This window comes from Chryseobacterium sp. TB1-D10, from assembly GCF_059803555.1.
In genome coordinates, this window is the sequence record NZ_JAPFHB010000006.1 from 239024 (window position 1) to 261448 (window position 22425).

21 protein-coding genes are annotated in these 22425 nt (G+C 36.6%); 18 read left to right on the forward strand and 3 right to left on the reverse strand.

Annotated elements, in window-relative coordinates:
* Position 1 precedes the first annotated feature (1 nt).
* Positions 2-1318 (reverse strand): ABC1 kinase family protein, encoded by a 1317-nt coding sequence (locus OPU68_RS10220; RefSeq protein WP_498473883.1) that lies wholly within the window; start codon positions 1316-1318, stop codon positions 2-4.
* Positions 1319-1321: 3 nt separating this feature from the next.
* Positions 1322-1981 carry a TetR/AcrR family transcriptional regulator gene (locus tag OPU68_RS10225; RefSeq protein ID WP_498473884.1) on the reverse strand — a complete coding sequence of 220 codons (660 nt, stop codon included), beginning with the start codon at positions 1979-1981 and terminating at the stop codon, positions 1322-1324.
* Between the two features lie 95 nt (positions 1982-2076).
* Between OPU68_RS10225 and ribA the strand changes: the two genes are divergently transcribed.
* The 16 genes from ribA (at position 2077) to OPU68_RS10305 (ending at position 17728) form a co-directional block, all read left to right on the forward strand.
* Positions 2077-2667 carry a GTP cyclohydrolase II gene (ribA, locus tag OPU68_RS10230; protein WP_498473885.1) on the forward strand — a complete coding sequence of 197 codons (591 nt, stop codon included), beginning with the start codon at positions 2077-2079 and terminating at the stop codon, positions 2665-2667.
* Positions 2668-2718: 51 nt separating this feature from the next.
* Positions 2719-4152, forward strand: a complete 1434-nt coding sequence (locus tag OPU68_RS10235) for an SDR family oxidoreductase (protein WP_498473886.1) — start codon at positions 2719-2721, stop codon at positions 4150-4152.
* 187 nt (positions 4153-4339) lie between these two features.
* On the forward strand, positions 4340-5692 hold the full coding sequence (locus OPU68_RS10240; protein ID WP_498473922.1) for a sigma-54-dependent transcriptional regulator: 1353 nt from the start codon (positions 4340-4342) through the stop codon (positions 5690-5692).
* A 155-nt stretch (positions 5693-5847) separates the two neighbouring features.
* Entirely contained in the window at positions 5848-6207 is a 360-nt protein-coding gene (locus tag OPU68_RS10245) for a DUF7674 family protein (protein WP_498473887.1), read from the forward strand.
* Positions 6208-6219: 12 nt separating this feature from the next.
* On the forward strand, positions 6220-6357 hold the full coding sequence (locus OPU68_RS10250; protein WP_498473888.1) for a hypothetical protein: 138 nt from the start codon (positions 6220-6222) through the stop codon (positions 6355-6357).
* Positions 6358-6456: 99 nt separating this feature from the next.
* Entirely contained in the window at positions 6457-6840 is a 384-nt protein-coding gene (locus OPU68_RS10255; RefSeq protein ID WP_498473889.1) for a DUF7674 family protein, read from the forward strand.
* Positions 6837-6914, forward strand: coding sequence for a K(+)-transporting ATPase subunit F (gene kdpF, locus OPU68_RS10260; RefSeq protein ID WP_143883822.1), 78 nt, complete (start codon positions 6837-6839; stop codon positions 6912-6914). The genes OPU68_RS10255 and kdpF overlap by 4 nt, the downstream gene beginning before the upstream one ends.
* A gap of 155 nt (positions 6915-7069) precedes the next feature.
* Complete coding sequence (kdpA, locus tag OPU68_RS10265; protein ID WP_498473890.1) at positions 7070-8767, forward strand: potassium-transporting ATPase subunit KdpA; 1698 nt, start codon at positions 7070-7072, stop codon at positions 8765-8767.
* Between the two features lie 12 nt (positions 8768-8779).
* Positions 8780-10810 carry a potassium-transporting ATPase subunit KdpB gene (gene kdpB / locus OPU68_RS10270; protein ID WP_498473891.1) on the forward strand — a complete coding sequence of 677 codons (2031 nt, stop codon included), beginning with the start codon at positions 8780-8782 and terminating at the stop codon, positions 10808-10810.
* A 12-nt stretch (positions 10811-10822) separates the two neighbouring features.
* Positions 10823-11383 carry a K(+)-transporting ATPase subunit C gene (locus OPU68_RS10275; protein WP_498473892.1) on the forward strand — a complete coding sequence of 187 codons (561 nt, stop codon included), beginning with the start codon at positions 10823-10825 and terminating at the stop codon, positions 11381-11383.
* A 20-nt stretch (positions 11384-11403) separates the two neighbouring features.
* On the forward strand, positions 11404-12486 hold the full coding sequence (locus OPU68_RS10280) for a porin (protein ID WP_498473893.1): 1083 nt from the start codon (positions 11404-11406) through the stop codon (positions 12484-12486).
* A 78-nt stretch (positions 12487-12564) separates the two neighbouring features.
* Positions 12565-13686 (forward strand): sensor protein KdpD, encoded by a 1122-nt coding sequence (locus OPU68_RS10285; protein WP_498473894.1) that lies wholly within the window; start codon positions 12565-12567, stop codon positions 13684-13686.
* 43 nt (positions 13687-13729) lie between these two features.
* Positions 13730-15457, forward strand: a complete 1728-nt coding sequence (locus tag OPU68_RS10290; RefSeq protein ID WP_498473895.1) for an ATP-binding protein — start codon at positions 13730-13732, stop codon at positions 15455-15457.
* An 84-nt stretch (positions 15458-15541) separates the two neighbouring features.
* A complete protein-coding gene (locus OPU68_RS10295; RefSeq protein WP_498473896.1) occupies positions 15542-16720 on the forward strand; it encodes a hypothetical protein in 1179 nt (392 codons plus the stop codon).
* 80 nt (positions 16721-16800) lie between these two features.
* A complete protein-coding gene (locus tag OPU68_RS10300) occupies positions 16801-17361 on the forward strand; it encodes a LemA family protein (RefSeq protein ID WP_498473897.1) in 561 nt (186 codons plus the stop codon).
* On the forward strand, positions 17345-17728 hold the full coding sequence (locus tag OPU68_RS10305; protein ID WP_498473898.1) for a hypothetical protein: 384 nt from the start codon (positions 17345-17347) through the stop codon (positions 17726-17728). Before OPU68_RS10300 ends, OPU68_RS10305 begins: the two co-directional genes overlap by 17 nt.
* A gap of 78 nt (positions 17729-17806) precedes the next feature.
* Here the strand turns inward: OPU68_RS10305 and OPU68_RS10310 are convergent, their stop codons facing one another.
* Positions 17807-20161, reverse strand: coding sequence for an outer membrane beta-barrel family protein (locus tag OPU68_RS10310; RefSeq protein WP_498473899.1), 2355 nt, complete (start codon positions 20159-20161; stop codon positions 17807-17809).
* Positions 20162-20271: 110 nt separating this feature from the next.
* On the opposite strand from OPU68_RS10310, the gene OPU68_RS10315 reads away from it, so the two are divergent.
* Together OPU68_RS10315 and OPU68_RS10320 are read left to right on the forward strand one after the other, a co-directional pair.
* On the forward strand, positions 20272-21573 hold the full coding sequence (locus OPU68_RS10315; RefSeq protein WP_498473900.1) for a sensor histidine kinase: 1302 nt from the start codon (positions 20272-20274) through the stop codon (positions 21571-21573).
* Complete coding sequence (locus tag OPU68_RS10320) at positions 21563-22240, forward strand: response regulator transcription factor (protein ID WP_498473901.1); 678 nt, start codon at positions 21563-21565, stop codon at positions 22238-22240. The genes OPU68_RS10315 and OPU68_RS10320 overlap by 11 nt, the downstream gene beginning before the upstream one ends.
* Positions 22241-22425 lie beyond the last annotated feature (185 nt).

A 22425-nucleotide genomic window follows, 5' to 3' on the forward strand; every position in this document is an offset into this window, starting at 1 on the left:
TTTACTGAATGAAATTTTTGTACTGATTGATCACAATATCTTTCGCTCTCAAATCGTGCATCATATTGTACAAACCAAAAAAAGTTCGGTTGAGATAGATAAAATGCTTCGATCCTCTATTGGAATTCATTCCTTTCATATCACTCATTTTCGCATATCGCTGTCCGAGATCTGCTATTTCCTGGAAGAAACTTTCATCAGAAAAATCAAAAATTTCTGTATTGAATGGTCTTGTGAAAAGTTCCAACAATTCATAGAATAGCTTTGTGAAAAATACCTGTTCTTGAGGCGAATCATCGTAACGCAGAATTTCAAGCTGATAAAGTTTTAACCTGAAAGTTTCCGGATCATTCAAATTCTCTTTTTTAGCTAATTCAAAATAAGGTTGGTAGAAGTCATTCGGAATTTCCTTAATACATCCAAAATCAATAACCAATAACTTTTTATCATCTGAAATAAGGAAATTTCCGGGATGAGGATCAGCGTGAACCTGTTTCAGAATGTGCATTTGATACATATAAAAATCCCAAAGTGTCTGTCCGATTTTGTTGAGATCTTCCTGAGAATTATCCAGTTTTGTGAATTCCGAAAAATGTTTTCCGGTCATCCAATCCATTGTGATGATTCTTTCGCAAGAGAATTCCGGGTAATATTTAGGGAAATCAAGATTTGGGAGATGACTGCATTTTTCGGATATATCCTGACTTCTTTTCAGTTCAAGATCATAATCTGTTTCCTCAAACAACTTGTTTTCAACTTCCTGAAAATAAGATTCTGAACCTTCTTTTTTGATGTTAAACATTTTCATCGCAATCGGCTTTACCATTTTCAGATCGCTGGAAATGCTTTCTCTCACGCCAGGATATTGTATTTTGACAGCAAAATTCTGATCACCTTTTTTTGCTTTATGAACCTGACCAATACTTGCCGCGTTCACAGATTCCGTCGTAAATTCATCAAATATCTCTTCAGGATTTTTATCAAAGTATTTTCTGAAAGTTTTCTTTACCAAAGCTCCGGAAAGCGGTGGAACGGAAAACTGCGACAAGGAAAATTTCTCTACATAAGCCTGTGGAAGAATATTTTTTTCCATACTCAGCATTTGAGCAACCTTCAGCGCAGAACCTTTCAGCTCTTTTAGAGAATCGTAGATGTCTGTGGCGTTATCTTCGTTCAGAATTTTTCTTGCCTCGTCTTCTTCTTTTGTTATTTTGTTTCCGTAATATTTTAAATAATTAACGCCAACTTTTGCCCCTGCTTTCAGCAAACTGCTCGTCCTTTCTAATTTTCCTGTTGGTATTTTATTGAGTGTTTTCATCCTTTAACTTTTTCTGAATTTTTCTTTGAATAAGAATTTCCCCAGATCTACAACTTTTCTCAAAGGCTCGTTGTCCATAAGTTCAAATCCTGTATCGATTGTTTTTTCGATGAAAATATCTGTTTTTTCAAACGAAGGCGAAGTGTCTTTTTTCCAAAATTCTATGGCAGAAACCAGATGAAGCCATAATGCCTCTTCTCTTGCCTTTTCGTGGAAATTTTTGATGTCTTCCTTAGACTTTTTAATCATTTCCCAATCATTAAAATCCAAAGTTCTGATGAAATCTCGATGCGTTTCTTTCAACTGATTTGAAATCTTCGCAGATTGTAATTTATCGTTGCCAAGAATCATCAGAACCAATGATCTGTTCATCGTCATATTTTCAAAAAAGATGAAATAAACGTTCAGAAGTTTTTCCTTCGAAGTAATTTCCTCAGAACTGTTGACCTCCGAAGCCAACTCTACAGACTTATCAAAAAGATTGACCAGCATCAATTTTTCAATCTGCTCAAAGCTTGAGAAATAATCATAAAAATCTTTCTCTTCAAACTCGTTGTCTTTTGCAAATCGGTAGATGTTTTTCGGTCTTTCACCGTGATTCAAAATGTAATCGCCGTACAGTTCAAATATTTTATCTTGTGTAATCAGAATTTCTCTTTCCATTATTAAATTTTATTTACAACAAATTTAGTAATTAATTTTACTAATTAAATAAATAAAGTATAAATTTGTACTATAAATGATTTAAAACATAACTAATGCTAAAAATACAAGCTCAATCAAATATACCGACAGATTTTGGAATGTTCACAGTCTACGCATTTTCTGAAAATGAAAATGACTGGAGTCCTCATCTGGTATGGGTAGCGGAGAAAACCGATTTTACGAAAACTGTCAATGTGCGTTTTCATTCAGAATGTATTACCGGAGAAGTTTTTCATTCCAGAAAATGTGAATGTGGACAACAATTGGATGCTGCGATGAAATTCACGTCAGAAAACGGTGGAATCATTATTTACCTGAGGCAGGAAGGAAGAAATATAGGAATCATCAATAAACTGAAAGCGTATGCACTGCAGGAACAAGGTTTTGATACGGTGGAAGCCAATCTGAAACTGGGTTTGCCGGCAGACGGAAGAGATTTTGGCGTGGCCATAGAAATTCTTAAAATTCTTGATGTCACAACCATTAATTTATTGACTAATAATCCTGAGAAATTAAAATCTCTTGAGAACAGTGGTATTTCATTGAATGAAAGGATTCCCCTTGAAATTGATTCTAATGCTACCAATGAGTCTTACCTTATAAAAAAGAAAGATTATTTTGGACATCTGTTGGAAAGGGTATAGTTTTCTCATTGTGTTCTGAGAAATTTCTGACCATCAATCAAATTCGTCATTATGAAAAAAATACTTCTTACTGGAGCAACAGGATACATCGGAAAAAGAATGATCAGCGTGATTACCGAGCAAGGCTACAAAGCAGTTTGCTGCAGTCGCGATGTCAGCCGTTTTTCGAAGCCTGCAGGAATCAAAGATGATTTGATAGAAGTCATTGAAGTGGATTTTCTAAAAGAAGAAACTCTGAAGAATATTCCTGATGATATTTCCGGAGCCTACTATCTGATGCACTCAATGAGTTCAAGTGATGATTACGAAGAATCTGAAAAAATATGTGCGCAGAATTTTGTTTCTGCTATTGAAAAGACACAATGCGAACATATCATTTACTTGTCCGGCTTGGTAAATCAGAAAGAATTATCAAAGCACCTGAATTCGAGATTTAATGTCGAGAAAATATTGATTGAATGTAAAATTCCGACAACTGTTTTACGGGCAGGAATAATCATTGGATCAGGAAGTGCTTCGTTTGAAATTGTCCGTGACCTTGTGGAGAAGCTTCCAGTGATGGTCACACCAAAATGGCTTGAAACAAAATGTCAGCCCATCGGAATTGCAAATGTTCTGGATTTCCTGATTTTTACCTTATTTAAAAAAGAAACCTATGACAAAAGCTTTGATATTGGTTGCGATGATGTTCTCACTTATAAAGAAATTCTTTTAGGTTACGCTAATGTGCGGGGTTTAAAAAGAAGCATTTTCATTCTGCCTGTAATGACACCGAAACTGTCATCATACTGGCTGTATTTTATCACTTCCACAACCTATAGTTTGGCAAGTTCACTTGTAGGAAGTATGAAGATAGAAGTAGTCTGCAAAAAGGAAAGTTTAGAGGAAATAAAAAAAATAACCGGAGTACAGCCATTTTCCTACCAACAAGCATTGGAACGTACGATGGCGAAGATTCAGGCAAACGAAATACGATCCAGCTGGAAAGACAGTTTCGTGAGCAGCAGAAGCGATTCTTCACTTAAAGAATATATCGAAGTTCCGCATTTTGGATGTTTTAAAGATATCAGAAGTTATCAATATGATGACCGTGAAAAATGCCTTGACCGGGTTTTCGGTTTGGGCGGAAACAACGGCTGGTACGGTCAGACGCTCTGGAAAATAAGAGGCTATATGGACGTAATGGTGGGTGGTCCCGGTTTGCGAAGAGGAAGAACTCACCCAACACAACTTCACGAAGGTGATGCCTTAGATTTTTGGCGAGTCCTTTACGCCAACAGAGAAGAAGGAAAACTCATTCTTTTCGCAGAAATGAAAGTTCCAGGTGAAGCTTGGCTGATGTTCAAATTATACAGGGGAAAACTTTGGCAGAAAGCAGTCTTTCGACCTAAAGGATTGCTCGGCAGATTATATTGGTTTTCCGTTTTGCCATTTCACGGGATTATTTTTAAAGGCATGGTGAAGAAATTGGCGGTTGGATTTTAAATTTTATAATTAATTTGTTTTGATATTGTAAGAATAAAAAACCAGATATCAATAGATGGAAATCTTCTTATGGATTTTATTTAAAATTAATTTAATGGTCACTCTTTCTTTCTCAATAGATAATCTTGAATAGATTTTTGTAAATCCGATGATCTTTAATATTTATCTTTGTCCTTAATTTATTAGAATAGTGAATACAGTTCTTATCATCGATGACGAAGAAAAAATCAGAACGCTTCTTTCCAAAATCATAAGTCTGGAAGGCTTTGAAGTTTTTCAGGCCTCAGACTTGCGAAACGGAAAAAAAAGACTGGAAGTATCTGATATAGATGTTGTGATTAGCGATGTCAAACTTCCGGACGGCAGTGGCGTAGAATTTTCTAAAATCATAAAAGAAAAATATCCGAGCACAGAAGTTATTCTATTGACAGCTTTCGGAAATATTGCGGATGGTGTGCAAGCCATAAAAAATGGTGCATTTGATTACATTACCAAAGGTGATGACAATAACAAAATCATCCCGCTGGTTTACAAAGCCACAGAAAAAGTTTTGCTTAACAGGAGACTTGCTCAGCTGGAAAAACAATTAGACAACAAACACTCTTTTGATAATATCATCGGCAAATCTGTCCTTGTGAAATCTGCGATAGAATCAGCAAAAAAAGTGGCTGTGACAGATGCAACGGTTTTACTCACCGGCGAAACAGGAACCGGGAAAGAAGTTTTTGCGCAAGCCATCCACAATGCAAGTCCGAGATCCAAACAGAATTTCATAGCTGTCAACTGTTCAGCTTTTAGCAAAGAATTGTTGGAGAATGAGCTTTTCGGGCACAAGGCAGGCGCATTTACCGGGGCCATCAAGGATTCCAAAGGAATTTTTGAAGAAGCTAATCATGGAACGGTTTTTCTGGATGAGATTGGCGAAATGCCAATGGATCTGCAGGCAAAATTGCTTCGGGTTTTAGAATCTGGCGAGTTCCTGAAAGTAGGAGACAGCAAAGCAATAAAAACCGATGTCAGAATCATTGCTGCGACAAACCGTGATTTGCTAAAAGAAATCGAAGCCGGGAATTTCCGTGAAGATCTTTATTATCGAATTAATATTTTTAATATTCAGTTGCCGGCACTGCGAAATCGTATTTCGGATATAGATGAATTAGCCCATTATTTTCTGAAAGTTTTTTCTATTAAAATCGGAAAGAAAATAAATTCAATTTCTCCGGAATATCTGGATCTTCTGAAAAAACACCCACTCAAAGGTAACATCCGCGAGCTTAGAAATATCATCGAAAGAAGCGTTATCATAGTAGATGGCGATACACTAACCGTCGACAGTCTCCCTTTAGAATTACAGCAAATAATACCGGTTCCATCTCCGGACAGCAGATTACTATCCGCTTTTTCTATGGCAAGTGCAGAAAAAATGCAGATCCAGAAAGTCCTGAATCACGCGCAAGGCAACAAAGCTGAAGCTGCAAGACTGCTGGAAATAGGAATTGCAACCCTTTACCGAAAAATAGAAGAATACAAAATCTCCTAAAATTATTATCACTTTGATAATAAGCCTATCATTTTGATAGGCTTTTTTTTGGTTCCAATTTAAAATAATCTATTTAAATTATTGAATGTCAATTGTTTAATTAAATTATTTTTCTTGAGGAACAGATCTTGGCATTATGATTCAAAATCAAAGTAATGAATCATACAGAAGCCATCCTGGAAATCATAGAAGTGATTCCGGAATCCAAAGCAGAATTCGAAGAAGTTTACAAGACAAAAAATTCTTTTATGGTCATCAATGTCTTTACCAGACAGATCAGGAATCTTATAAAAAAAGGCGAAACCAAAATATTGCTGAGGTCTTTGGACAAAATGAATGAGCTTTATAAGAAAGGCGATTCGGCTCTTAAAAATGCAGTGGAAAATATTTTTGTCTATTCTTTGGACAGTCTTACATTTTCCTGTAAACCATCTTACAAAAACTTGATTTTCTCCAAAATTCCTTCCTGTTTGCATCAGGTTTACCTTCATCAGATTTATAAATCAGGACTTTAAAATTAAAATATCATGCACAGAAAAATTATGAAATCAGGCAATTGGGAAACCTGGAAATCATCTACCAGCAAACACAATCTGGAGATTCTCGTCATCAATGTTGTGGTAATATTTGGTGTTTTTGTTTTCGCAGCCATTCTTCAACCTTAATAAAAATAAATCATTATGATAGCGATTTTAATAATCTTGGGACTAGCTCTTTTTGCCATCTTTTTCTTTTTGATTAAAACCTTTGAAAAAATCTAGGTGATGAGAAAAATCAATGAAAAATCAACAGTCGAATATCTGAAAGCTTTTTATCCTGCTATCAGACCGCAGATTACTGAGCTTTCCGAGCGAAACAATTTTGCAGGAATTATCCAGACAACGGTAGATCATATGAAGAATCTTCTGGAACAGGCAAGAATCCAATCTGTAATCCGCAATGTCAAGAGAATGGACTGGATCTACAAACGCTGCAATTCCTATGTGAGATACATTATCGAAAATATCTTCATCAGATCATTCGAAAGTTTACGACGGAAAGCAAGCCCTCAACAGTGGAAATTTCTGTATCAGGAGATTCCGGCAGATTTCCGCAACATTTATATTAATCAAAATCAAAAAAACCAACAATTAACAAATCCATTATGATCGCATTATTCATCATCGCCATCGCCGTTTTTGGCTATATGTGCTACGTTTTGATAAAACCGGAAAAATTCTAGAAATGATGAACAGAAAAGTCAAAAATGAAATCAAAGATTGGTTTCAATTGCTTGGCTGGGTGCTGTTTGTGATTTCATTTATTTATCTCCTTATCACAGTTAAAAATTTTTAACCCCAATTTTTTAAATACATAATTAAATAACGATTCTCTAAAATGACGAACGAAATATTAGGCGTTGTATTGATGTTCCTGCTGGCAGTCGGATTTGCACTGCCACTCGGAAGCTACATCGCAAAGATCTTCGGAAACGAAAAAACCTGGCTGGACAAAGTTTTGAATCCAGTCGACAGATTATTCTTCAAACTCTCTGGCATCAATCCGGAACAGGAAATGACTTGGAAACAGCATTTAATAGCCTTATTGACCATCAATCTTGTGTGGTTTCTGACAGCAATGTTTGTCCTGACCAATATGAGCTGGCTTCCGATGAATCCTGACAATAATCCGTCAATGAGCGGCGATTTGGCTTTCAATACGGCTGTGAGTTTTGTGACGAATACCAATCTTCAGCATTACTCCGGAGAAACTGGAATGTCTTATTTGGGACAATTAACCTTGATGCTTTGGCAATTCATCAGCGCAGGTTGCGGAATGGCAGTTGCAGCAGTTGTTTTCTTCGCAATGAAGGAAAGAACAACGGAAAAACTGGGAAATTTCTACTTCTTTTTTGTGAGAAGCTGTACCAGAATTTTACTACCGATTGCTGTTTTGGTTGCTACTTTATTAGCGTTTAACGGCGTTCCGATGACGTTTGAAGGAAAAGATTCAATTACCAATTTAGAAGGCGATAAAGTGGATGTAAGTCGTGGTCCGGTGGCGGCGTTCGTTGCGATCAAACATTTGGGAACAAATGGTGGTGGATTTTTCGGACCCAATTCTGCGCATCCTCTGGAAAATCCGAATTACTTTACCAATATCGTTGAGATCGTTACTCAAATGTTGATTCCACTGGCAATGGTTTTTGCAATGGGATTCATTATTAAAAGAAGAAAACTGTCCTGGACGATTTTTGGAGTAATGACGATTGGATTTATACTTCTTACAATTCCTACCATCATTTCAGAAGTCAATGGCAATCCTGCGATTTCACAAATGAGAATTTCTCAAACGATGGGAAATATGGAAGGAAAAGAAGTCCGTTTCGGTTCTGCTGCATCAGCATATTGGAGTATTGCAACGACGGTGATTTCTACCGGAAGTGTCAACTCGATGCACGATAGCTTTATGCCAATCAGCGGAATGAATCAACTATTGGGAATGATGGTGAACTGTTTCTACGGCGGTGTAGGCGTTGGATTCCTGAATTTTTACATTTTCATTATTTTGGCAGTTTTCATCAGTGGATTAATGGTTGGAAGAACACCGGAATTTCTCGGTAAAAAGATTGAAGCAAGAGAGATGAAAATTGCAATGATCATCGCACTTCTGCATCCACTTTTAATTCTTGCGGGAACGGCGATTGCAAGTTACACTTATGCTCATAATCCGGAAGCTTATGCAAGTTGGCTCAACAATCCGGGATTTCACGGATTCAGCGAGATGCTTTATGAATTCACATCTTCCAGTGCCAACAACGGAAGTGGTTTCGAAGGTTTGGGAGACAACACACCGTTCTGGAATATCGCCTGCGGAATCGTAATGCTGATGGCTAGATATTTACCAATCATCGGTCCTGTAGCGATTGCAGGAAGTCTGGCTGCCAAAAAATACATCCCGGAAAGTGCCGGAACTTTGAAAACCGACACACCAACTTTTGGTTTAATGATTTTCGCTGTCATCGCGCTTGTAGCTGCATTGTCTTTCTTCCCGGCTTTGGCTTTGGGTCCAATTGCAGAATATTTTTCACTTTAATTTTTATCAGTAATGAAAGGAAATAACAACAATTTGTTTCAACCCGAGCTCGTCAATGAAGCTTTGAAACAATCATTTATAAAACTAAATCCCACCACAATGTTCCGAAATCCGGTAATGTTTATGGTTTGGGTAGGCACTATCGTAATGGCTGGCGTTTGCGTCTGGATTGCATTAGGAGAGCAAAATCAGGGGAGTTTGATTTACAACATTATTGTAACTGCGGTTCTGTTCATCACTTTACTGTTTGCCAATTTTGCCGAAGCTATTGCCGAAGCGAGAGGAAAAGCACAGGCAGATTCACTCAGAAAAACAAGAGAAGAAACGCCTGCTAAGAAACTAGAATCGGTTAATGACAATAATTTTTCAACCGTTAATTCTTCATTATTAAAAAAAGGTGATATTTTCCTTTGCGAGCCAGGCGACATTATCCCATCAGACGGAGAAATAATCGAAGGTCTTGCAACGATTGACGAAAGCGCCATTACCGGAGAAAGTGCACCTGTGATCCGGGAATCTGGAGGTGATAAAAGCAGTGTGACAGGTGGGACAAAGGTTCTGTCTGACAGAATCAAAGTAAAAGTGACCACAGAACCGGGCGAAAGTTTTCTTGATAAAATGATTGCTTTGGTTGAAGGCGCAAGTCGTCAAAAAACACCGAACGAAATCGCATTAACGATTCTTCTAGCCGGATTCACTTTGGTTTTCATCTTGGTAACGGTGACTTTGAAACCATTCGGAGATTACGCACACACGCCAATTACGATTGCTGCTTTTATCTCATTATTTGTTTGCTTAATTCCAACGACGATCGGCGGACTTTTATCAGCCATCGGAATTGCCGGAATGGACAGAGCCTTGAGAGCAAACGTCATCACAAAGAGTGGAAAAGCAGTAGAAACTGCCGGCGATATTGACGTACTTCTTTTGGATAAAACAGGTACCATTACCATCGGAAACAGAAAAGCAACCCATTTTCATTTAGCAAACGGTGTTGATGAAAAACATTTCACAAAAGCTGTCGTATTAAGTTCTATGGCAGATGAAACGCCGGAAGGAAAATCAATTATCGAATTAGCTGGCGTCAATCCATCAAGTTATGATGTTAAAAATCCTGAATTCATCAACTTTACTGCAGAAACCAGAAGTTCAGGCGTGGATTATGAAAATATCAAAATCCGAAAAGGCGCATCAGATTCTATTAAAAATATGGTGGAAAAAGCTGGAAATGTTTTTCCAAAAGAGACACAAGAAGCCGTAACAACCATCGCCAGCAACGGCGGAACACCTTTAGTTGTTTCTGAAAATGATAAAGTTCTAGGTGTGGTTGAACTTCAGGATATCATCAAACCAGGAATCCAAGAACGTTTTGAACGTCTTAGAAAAATGGGAATCAAAACCGTGATGGTGACTGGAGATAATTCTTTGACAGCCAAATATATCGCTGAAAAAGCTGGCGTAGATGATTTCATCGCAGAAGCCAAGCCTGAGGACAAAATGAATTACATCAAAAAAGAGCAGTCCGAAGGAAGACTTGTCGCAATGATGGGCGACGGAACCAACGATGCACCGGCGCTTGCGCAGGCAGATGTGGGCGTTGCGATGAACAGTGGAACCCAGGCTGCAAAAGAAGCCGGAAATATGGTGGATCTGGACAATGATCCAACCAAATTAATTGAAATCGTGGAAATAGGGAAACAATTATTGATGACCAGAGGAACGCTCACAACGTTCAGTATTGCGAACGACGTAGCGAAATATTTTGCCATTGTTCCGGCACTTTTCATCGCTTCGATTCCCGCCCTTCAAGGACTTAATATTATGAATCTTCACTCTCCTGAAACAGCCATTCTATCGGCAGTTATTTTCAATGCGATCATTATTCCGATGTTGATTCCGTTGGCTCTGAAAGGTGTGGCTTACAAGCCAATTGGTGCCAGTGCATTACTCAGAAGAAACCTTTTGATCTACGGTTTGGGAGGCGTTCTGATTCCATTTGTCGGGATAAAATTGATAGATCTTCTCGTGTCTTTATTTTTTTAAAACTTTAATACAATGAAACAAAATATATTACCAGCAATCAGACTTACCGCGATTTGTCTTGTATTTTTCGCCGGATTTTACACACTCATCATTTTCGGAATTGCACAGTTTTCTCCAAATCATGGGAAAGGTGAAATTCTGACTGTCAATCAAAAAAAATATTATTCCAACGTCGGGCAGAAATTTACCAATGACAACTATTTCTGGTCACGGCCGTCAGCTGTAGATTACAACGCAGCGGGAGCCGCTGGAAGCAACAAAGGCCCTTCCAATCCCGATTATCTTAAAACTGTACAGGAAAGAATAGACAATTTTATCAAACACAATCCTGAAATATCAAAAGCTGATATTCCGTCAGATCTGGTTACAGCCAGCGGAAGCGGATTGGATCCGAATATTTCCGTACAGGCAGCCAATGTACAGGTGAAAAGAATTGCAAAACTCAGAAATATGAATGAAGATAAAATTCAGGATTTGGTTTCATCAAACATTGAAGAACCATTTCTAGGGTTGTTCGGAACAGAAAAAATAAACGTATTAAAACTCAATATCGCGCTTAGCGGTTTGAAATAATTAAAATGAAATTTAAGAAAATGAAAAATATCAAAATACTAACAATAATGATGTTAGGGATTTCCGGATCATTCTTTGCACAGGAAGAAACCATCAAACCTCTAAAAATAACAGGATACGCAGAGGTATATTATCAGCATGATTTCAACAATCCCGAAAATAATTCACGTCCCGGATTTGTTTACAGTCACAATCGGAATAACGAGGTCAATCTGAATCTTGGTTTTATCAAAGCCAATTATGAAACCGAAATTCTGAGAGCAAACCTGGCATTAGCAACCGGAACTTATATGAATGCCAATTATGCCGCGGAATCAGGCGTCTTAAAAAATATCTACGAAGCGAATGTTGGAGTAAGAATTTCAAAATCAAAAAATCTTTGGATCGATGCCGGAATTTTACCATCTCATATTGGTTTTGAAAGCGCAATCAGCAAAGATTGCGCGACATTGACAAGAAGTATGATGGCAGAAAATTCTCCATACTTTGAAAGTGGAGCAAAGATCTCTTACACCAGTGACAGCGGAAAATGGTTTTTGAGCGGATTGGTTCTTAACGGCTGGCAAAGAATCCAGCGCGTTGACGGAAATTCCACGGTAGCTTTCGGACATCAGTTGACTTACAAACCAACTAAGAAAATTACGCTAAACAGCAGCTCTTTCATTGGGAATGACAAACCCGACAGCATCAGACAGATGCGCTATTTTCACAACCTGTATGGTATATTTCAGCTGACGAATAAGTTTGCTTTGACTACAGGTTTCGACATCGGAGCAGAACAAAAAATGAAAGGAAGTGATCAGTACAATGTCTGGTTTTCTCCAGTTGTGATTGCTAAGTTTGCCGTTTCAGACAAAGTGAGCCTGGCAGCAAGGGGCGAATATTACAGTGATAAAAATAGTGTCATCATCGCAACAGGAACAGACAAAGGATTTAAAACTTTTGGTTATTCTGCAAACGTAGATTATCAGATTCTTCCGAATCTGGTGTGGCGGACTGAACTGAAAAATCTCAGCAGTAAAGATGATATTTTTGTCAACAGAGATCAGAATTTTAAGAGTAATAGTCTATCGGCAGTTACCTCCATCGCTGTCAGCTTTTAATCAATTTGCATATTCCCAAATTCCTTATCGGTTTTTCTGATGAGGGAGATTTATTAACTTTGATAAAGATAATCTGTTATGGATGAAAAAAAATCGCCACAAGATTTTCTTAATTTGATAAAAAGATCAAGACGAGGAAAATTCAAAATCTATATCGGAATGAGCGCCGGTGTGGGAAAAACATACCGAATGCTCCAGGAAGCGCATTCGCTGCTGAAAAGTGGAATTGATGTGAAAATTGGTTACATAGAAACGCACAACCGGAAAGAAACTCACGCTTTGCTGGATGGTTTGCCGATCATTCCGAGAAGAAAATTATTTTACAAAGGAAAAGAACTGGATGAGCTGGATGTGCAGGCTGTCATTAATCTTCGTCCGGAAGTTGTGATAGTGGATGAACTGGCACATACAAACATTGAAGGCAGCAAAAACGAAAAACGCTGGCAGGATGTGATGGAGATCCTGGATGCTGGCATCAATGTCATCAGTGCGGTCAATATTCAGCATATAGAAAGTCTGAATGAAGATGTCAAAAAAATCACCGGTATTGAAGTGAAAGAAAGGATTCCGGACAGTGTGGTGGCTCAGGCAGATGAGGTTGTAAATATTGACTTAACGGCAGAGGAACTAATCGACAGACTGAAAGCCGGAAAAATCTATGACCAGTCAAAAATAAATTCGGCGCTCAGCAATTTTTTCAAAAGCGATCATATTTTGCAGCTGCGTGAACTGGCCTTGAAGGAAGTGGCTTCTCAGGTGCAGAGAAAAGTGGAAGCAGAAGTGGTGCTTATCAACCATGTGAAGAAAGAAAAATTCCTTGCGTGCATCAGTTCCAATGAAAAAACGGCAAAAAATATCATCCGGAAAGCGGCGCGACTGGCCAATTATTACAACAGCAAATGGTATCTTTTGTACGTTCAGATTCCGCGGGAAAGTGCCGATAAAATTGCGCTGGACAAGCAGAGACATCTGATTAATAATTTTAAATTAGCCACAGAATTGGGAGCGGAAATCATCAAAGTGGAAAACACAAATGTTACAAGAGCAATTATGGAGCAATGTGAGGAAAGGAAAATCACCACAGTCTGCATCGGAAAACCACATCTCAACCTTTGGAAAGTGATAGTGGCGACAGATACTTTTAATTCTTTGCTGAATAAATTGTCGCAGGAAAATATAGACTTAGTAATTTTGAGTTGAAAATTAAAAATTAAATGATGAGTAATCAAAATAGTTTTGACGAATGAAAATTAAAACTAAACTTAACATAGGTGTTGGTCTTCTTTTCCTAATGATAATGGCACTTTCCGTTATTAGTGGCTGGTATATCAACCAACTGAAAAGAGATACAAACAATATTTTGGTAGCCAATTACAATACGCTTCAATATTCCAGAAGTATGCTTCTTGCGTTGGAAGAGATTAATTCTGATCCTTTAGCCTTTCAGGTTTTTGAAAAGCATCTGGATAAGCAAAAGAAAAATGTAACTGAACCAGGCGAAAAAGAAGCTACGGAAAATGTTTCTACCCATTTCGAAGCACTTAAAAAAAATCGTGGTAATCTGGCGATTTTGTCTGCTATCCGGAAAGATGTTGCAGAACTGATGCAGCTGAATATGGTGGCGATAGAACACAAAAGCGGCGTTGCAGATGCCACGGCAAAAAGTGCCATCACGGTTATTTCTGTCACAGGAATGCTTTGTTTTGTGATTGCTTTTATTTTGCTGATCAATCTTCCTTCCAATATTGCAAATCCCATCCAGATCCTTACGGAAAGTATCAGACAGATTGCCAACCAGAATTACAAAGAGCGTATTCATTTTGAAAGCAGCAGTGAGTTTGGACAGCTCGCAAATTCCTTCAACACGATGGCGGAGAAACTTCATGAATATTCTGAAAGCAAATTAGACAAAATCATCCAGGGAAAAAAACGAATTGAGATTTTGATTGATAGTATGACGGATCCCGTGATTGGTATTGATGAAAATAAAAAAGTACTGTTTGTGAACGATGAAGCTCTGAAAATCACAGGCATGAAAAAAGAAAATTTTGTTGGAAAACTAATTCAGGATGTGGCTGTTACCAATGATCTGATTAGAGATGTAATTAAAGAAATTATCCAGGGGAAAACCGCAAATCTCTCTTCAGAACCAATGAAAATCTATGCAGATGGGAAAGAAAGTTATTTTGAAAAAGAAATCATAGATATTAATATGATCCCGACTGGTGAGCAGCAAAGCAGATTCATAGGTCAAGTGATAATGTTGCGAAATATCACACCGTTCAAAGAACTGGATCTGGCAAAAACCAATTTTATGGGTACAGTTTCTCACGAGTTCAAAACGCCTATTGCATCGATCCAGATGGGATTGCAACTGCTTGAAAACAAACAAATTGGAGAACTGAATGACGAGCAGGAAAATCTTGTTTCCGGAATAAAAGAAGACTCCAATCGATTGCTGAAAATTACCGGAGAATTGCTCAACATCACTCAGGTAGAAAGCGGATCTATCCAACTGAATATTGAGTCTGCTGAAATTCAGGATATTACAGATTATGCCGTGAATGCCAACAAGTCTGCTGCAGACCAAAAAAATATAAAATTAATCCTTGACAAAGATCCCGAAATCGCAAGTGTCTTAGCAGATCAGGAAAAAACAGCGTGGGTTCTGAACAATCTGCTTTCCAACGCGATCCGGTATTCTTATGAGAATTCTGAAGTTTTGATTAAAATTACCAAGGAAAATAACAGAGTGAAGTTTGCTGTCAAAGATTCCGGAAGGGGAATAGAAACGCAGTATTTGGAAAAAATATTCAACCGCTATTTCCGGATTCCGGGTTCCAAAAAAGAGGGAACAGGTTTGGGACTCAGTATCAGCAAGGAATTTATTGAAGCTCAAGGCGGCAAAATCTCTGTTCAAAGCGAGATTGGCGCAGGAAGCGAATTTTATTTTACACTACAGGAAGGTTGATTTTCTAATTTAATTTTAAAGATTATGTAAGCTCTTTGGTACTTTAATTGATTTTTGTAATTTACAGTCAGTTAAAGATTTTATATGCGTGAATTTTCCGAGTTCTACAATACTTTAGAAGTTGATAACGGACTGTTGATCATGCTAATGGTGATGAGTGTTTTTGTAGCCATTTTCCATACTGTTATTACGATGGGGCTTTATGAGATCAACCTCAAACCGAAATGGCTTTTTTTTGTCCTCAATCCTTTATTGATTTGGCTTGCTTCATTGTATGACAGTAGATTGGGAGCTTTTGTTGCAATTATTCTGTTTCTTTCGGTATTTGTTTTAGGAATTATCGGGATGATTGTTTCTGCAGTCAGAAGCGGTTTTCAAAGTTCAAAAGAAGAAGACGCACGACGAAGAAGAATGGGAAAGACACCATTACCTATTTGGAAAAAAATCTTGCTGACGCTTTCAGGATTATTATTTTTTGGATTGGTTTTGTCTTTAGGCGTTCCATATTTCATAATTATTGTATTCATTATTCTTCCGTTTTTAACTTCATTAAAACCAAATAATAAAAAAAGGTTTTACAAATTCCAGCGAACACTTCCCACTTCTAATATCCGTTCTGTGGCAATGGGATTGGCGGAAATTTCCGGAAAATCAAAGACAATTGAACCAATATTTTCCCGAATTGGTAAGAAAGAATGCATCGGATTTCTTTACACAATAGAAAATGTTTCCACAGACAAAGACGGCAAAGATTCTTATTCTTTGGAATCTTCTGAAACCATTTGCAAACCTTTTTATGTTCAGGATAAATCCGGTCAAATCCAAGTTGTTGCCGAAGGGATTGAGTTTATAGATTTCGAAATTGATGAACGGTATCAATCCTCAATGAAGCGATACACGCAATATCTTCTGAAAGATAATATGGAAGTTCTTCTCATTGGCAAAGCCGGATTAAAGGAAAATAACGAGCCGGTTTTTCAGAAGGAAGAGATCAAAGATGTATTTGGAATTTCGCCTGTTGGAAGTGTGGAAAACTATAACACGATGCGTCCGATTCTACAGTCCGCTGGCTATTTCGTCTATTTTTGGGTGATTCTCATTGCGCTTATTTTCCTCACGCCTATTAGTTTGACTGATAATGGTTTAAAGTTTGGAAAAGTAAATCTTGATCTTCCTTTTAAAAATTCCAAACCTGTGAAATCGTTGGATGATTTTTATGACAACATTTATAAAGTTATGATGAAAACGAAACGGAACATATAGAAAACACATATCAAAAAGAAGCCGACAGTGCAGAAGTGACTCAGGCTACGGAATAAATTTACATTTAAAAATTAAAAACTATGATACAAATTTTTGCTTATGTCATTATCGGATTGGTCGTTTTAGGACTTCTCAATGTTATTGTTTCTACCTACAACAGGCTTGTAATGCTGAGAAATAATGTAGACAAATCTTTCGTCAATATTGATGTTTTGCTAAAACAAAGAGCAGATGAAATCCCCAATCTGATCAAAGTTGTAAAAGAATCGATGAGGTTTGAAGAATCGATGCTGACGAAACTGACGGAACTCAGAACCAATTTTCTTAACGCCAATTCGCCCGAGGAAAAGGTGGAATTGTCCAATCAAATGCAAAATCAGTTAAAATCAATTTTTGCAGTCGCTGAGAATTATCCGGATATCAAAACCAATCAGAATTTTCAGCTGCTTCAAAGCCGTGTTTCGCAAATAGAAGACGCCATTGCAGACCGCAGGGAGTTTTATAACGAGAGCGTCACAATGTACAATATCGGAATCCAGGAATTCCCAAATTTTATCTTGGCAAAAATAATGCTTTACGGAAAAAAGCAGCTTTTACAAATCTCAGAACAAGAAAAAAAATACGATGGAATTGCCTTTTAGTTTTATAGATATTCTACGACATATAGAAGCTGAGCCTGGGGTCTTGGTTGCATTTGCAGCGTTTCACCCATTTGCTTTGATGGTTCTAATGATTCCGCTTTGGATCTTCAAAAAAATTGGAATTTATAAGCCGATCCAGAATCTTGGGATTTTTGGTTTCGCTGTAGTTGTTATTTTTACTGTTGGCTGGCTTTTGGGTTTTGTTTCCCAGATATTATTAATGTTTATGGGTGTTTCCGGACTCAAGATGTTGATGGTTTACTTCTCGATGTATCTTTGTATTACGGCTTTTGTTATCGTAAATGCCGCTGGTTTGAAGAAGATTTTTGAAAAAGATCAGTTGAAGAAGAACGCTATAAAGTCATAAATTGTTTAATTATGAAAATTTATCAATAATGAAAAAAACTGCCGTTCCAGATTTCTGAAACGGCAGTTTTAATAAGTTTTAAAATCTATTCTGTTCACTCGTCTTGCTTCCGGCTTTGGCTTCCTTCACTTTCTGATTTCCGAAATTATATTTTAGATTGATGATGAAATTCTGCGTGTCTCGGTAATCCTTAAAATATTGATTCTGATCTGCATAATTGGTGGAAATTGTATTCTTATTCGTCCTGAAAATATCATTGAAAACCAAACCAGCTTCCAGTCGTTTGCTGAACATTTTTTTATTGATAATCACATAAGTATTCTGTGAAGAACTGATATCAAAAGAACCCTGAATTGTTTTCGAATTATAAACATAACCGATATTTAAATCCCAGGTTTTTGCTTTGTTCAACGTGATTTGCGTAGAAAGATTGGCGTTATAGAAAAAGACATCATTTTTATAAAGAATTTTATCTGTTCCGATGAAGTAATTCTCCTGGTATTCTCCCATTCCAAAGACATTCAGTTTCCAGGCTGGTGTAATTGTGAAATTTCTGGAAAAGTTGACGCCCATATTTTTTCCGTGATCGATATTTGTAAAATTATAGACCGTTTCAAAAGTCTCAGGATTCTGGATTGATATTTCCAGCGACGGATCTTTGATGTAACTGAAATAAGTTTCGAAGTTCCAGTTTTTCAAAGTGTAAGTCAAACTTAAATTATGAATGATTGTCGATTTTAAGTTCGCATCGCCTTGAAAATAAGAGTAGAGATTGTAATAAGATTTTGAAGGATTCAGGAAATCATAGTTCGGTCGGTCGATTCTTTTGCCGTACGAAAATCCTAATTGCTGATCTTCTTTCAAATTGTACATCACATAAAACGTTGGAAAAAGAGAAGTTCGTGTTCTGTTGTTTTCGACAGTTGGATTGTCAGATTTTGTTTTGATAGCAGTCGTTTCAGATCTTAAACCAGCTTTCAGTTCCCATTTTTCCAATTTATATTCTGAGGAAATATAAGCTGCAAAAATATTTTCTTTATAATCAAAAAGATTGCTTTTCAACGAATTGTAAATAATAGATTCCTTTGTTCCATCAAAAAAATCAAGGTCATTTTTATTATTAACAAAACTGTATTTCAAACCGCTTTCTAAAGTGAATTTTTCCTTTGACAATCGATAATCCAGTTGTGTTGAGTAAAGCGAAATATCCTGAACATTATTATTGCCAAATCGATTGTAATCTTCCGGCTGACCTGCAAAATTCAGTTGCGTTTGAATATCCTGATTTTCCTTATATTTTTTCGTGCTAAAGTTATTAGTCCACGTCATATTCTGGTCACCATATTTCTTATCAAAAACCAAATAAGAATTAAAACTATTATTAAACTCATTTTTCTGGTTTGATGTCAGATAATTGGATTGTAGTTGACCGTTTTCTGTATTATAAATATTTGTCGGAACTCTGTAATGGCCGTTGTTATTTGGTGCATTATAACCATCAAAACCAAACTGAACTATTGACAAACTATCCAAACTGTATTGTCCCGAGAAATTGTAAACGTGTTGCTCGTGTGCGTGGGTTTTCCTCGTCATATCACTTTCCCAGCGGGTTTTATCTTGATTAAAAATGACAACATCGAAGTTTTTCCTAACATAATCACCTGTAACAAAGTCATAATTTCCACTCAGTTGCCATTTTCCTGTGTTGTAAGATTGCGAAATTCCAATCTTTCCTTTCGCATAAATCGATTGGTGATATCTTGTCGAAATCCTGCCTTTGTAGCCGGAAAGTACATTTTGTTTCATCTTAATATTAATAATTGCGCTTCCTTCCGCTTCATACTTTGCAGGCGGATTTGTGATGACTTCTACAGAAGAAACATTGTTTCCATCGGTGTTTTCGAGAAGTTGTTTCAGTTGTTCCTGCGTCATCAATGTTTTTTTATCATTAATAGTAACAATAATTTGCGAATTCCCGCGAACACTCAATTCTTCATTTTTCACCAAAACATTTGGCGTGCTTTTCAAAATATCCCAGGCGTTCAGATTTTGAAGCGGTGTATTATCAATATTGAATTCCAAACGGTCGATTTTCCTTTTTAATAAAGGTTTATTTGCCTTGATTGTTACAGCTTCGATGGTGTTCAAAGTGTCTTTTTTAAGGATAATATTTAATGACAAATCACTTTCCTCCAGCGTCAATTCGTAATCCCGAAAACCTGATTTTTTAATCGTCAGTGAAAGCGGAAAAGTTGTAATTCCGTCAATCGAAAAATTCCCTTTTTCATCAGATTTATAAAGATTATTATTTTCATTAATCTGAATAATGCCTTCGGAAATTGGCTCTTGTTTTTCATTTTCAAGATGTCCTTTGATGGTTTGGCTCCAGATTAGAATCGGGAATATGAGTAAAATCGTGATGTAATATTTCATTGTAATAATTTTCTCCAAAATTGAGACAGTTTGCAGCTTAGTTTTGTTAATGAAGGGTTAACGGACGGTTAATGGTAGTTTTGAAAGAAATTTGATTGTATTTTTGAAATATGAATCGGAAGAGAAACATCACGGTAATTTTGTTCACGTTCAGCCTTATTATTTTGGTTGTTCTGCAGGGTTATTACATCTATAATTCTTATCGGCTAGAAGAAAAAGATCTAAATAGACAAGCCAGACTAATTGCCGATAAAGTGATGGATCAAATGGAAAAATATGAAACGGATTCACACGACGAAAGGCTAATTGGCGATTTCGAAAGAATAAAAAAAGGCATCCAAATTCAGAAGGAAAAGATCATCTTTCCGGAGAAAATTTATTCTTCTGAACCTTTTTACAGTCAGAAATTAGAAAAATTCCTAAAAGAGAATGTTGGAGAGTCTGGCTTTGACATTGCAATCAAAAACGAGATTTATTCAGTTTTTGATGAAGTTCAGCATAAAGAATTACTACCGCAAAACAGATCGATTATTCTTTTTCAGACTGTTAAAAAAATGACTAAACCCAACCTAATTGCCGAAAGCAAATGGTCCAGTCATCAATCCAAAGAAAATACGGACCTAAATCTGGATGAAAAATATTTTTACAAAATCCAGTCAAAATCAAATTATCAATTGCTGAATCTTCAGTTTTTGGTTTTTAGGAAAATCATTCCGTTGATTATCATTAGTTTATTAATCGTCATTTTGATTATTTATTTGTTCAGAAACAGTATTAAAAATCTGAATCTTCAGGAAAAGAAAATATCACAACTTCACACCACAATAGATTCCATTGCGCACGAACTGAACACGCCCATTACAACTTTAAAGTTTTCTATTGTCCAAACTCCAGATCTTGAAACGAAAGCTTTATTAGAAAGACAAATCAAACGTCTGGAAAATATCGTGAAATCTATTCATCAAACAGATTCTGATGATGTTTTAATTGATAAATACGGAATCGAAAATTACTTTTCAAATATCATAAAGATTGATGATCAAATTAATTTTAATATAAAATCAGAATTTACAGACAATAAAAGTCTCAGGAAAAACGATTTTACACAAATAATGGATAATCTGATAGATAATTCTGTAAAATATGGTGCGAAAAACTTAAATATTTCGATTAATCATAATTTTGAAATAGAAATCTCAGACGACGGAATTGGAATTCCAAAAGAAGATCAGAAACATATTTTTGATAAATATTACCGTGTCTCAAGGACTGAAAATCTGCATGTTAATGGTTTGGGTGTTGGTTTATTTTTAGTCAAAACCATTGTTGATAAGTACAAAGGAAAAATCTCTGTGAAATCTAATGCTGAGAAAGGTGTAACTTTTAAAATTCAGATTCCGAATGAAAACTAAAATCCTTTTGGTAGAAGACGATTCGGATCTTGGAATGGTTCTGAAACAATACCTTGAGTTCTCAGATTTTGAAGTGAATTGGATTTCAAATCCTGAAGAACTTATTGAAAATAAATCTATTATTAAAGATTTTCAGCTGGCAATTCTGGACGTAATGTTGCCATTTATGGACGGATTTGAACTGTCTAAAGAAATCAGGAAAACATCTGAAATTCCTTTCCTGTTTCTAACAGCAAAAGGCCAAAGCATCGATAAAATTCTTGGTCTCAAACTCGGAGCAGACGATTATATCACAAAACCCTGCGAGCCGGAAGAACTGATTTTAAGAATCAAAAACATTCTCAAAAGACAGCAAAATACAAAAACCGAAATTATCAAAATTGGAAATTATTCCTTTATTCCATCGCAATTTCAGTTGAAATTTGAATCCGAAACGATTCAGCTCACTGAGAAAGAATCAGAACTTTTGCTTTTGCTTTCCGGGAACAATCAAAAGATCATCAACCGCAAAGAAATCCTTGAAAACCTCTGGGGCGAAAACGATTATTTCCTTGGAAGAAGTCTGGATGTTTTTATGACGCGACTCCGGAAATATCTCCAGAAAGATGACAGAATCAAGTTTGAATCCGTGCGTGGAATCGGTTTCAAAGTTGATTTCCCGAAATAAATTTTAATGATGTTTTACTGGAAAAGGCCTTTCCAGACTGCCCAGATTATGAGCAAAGGCAAATTGATAATGCCGAAAATAAAATGTTTGAGTGAGAGTTTTAGCCTCCCGATATTTCCTTTTTCAAAATAAACAGACCTTACATAGAGATCAAAAAAATTCATAACTTTTATTTTCACAACTAT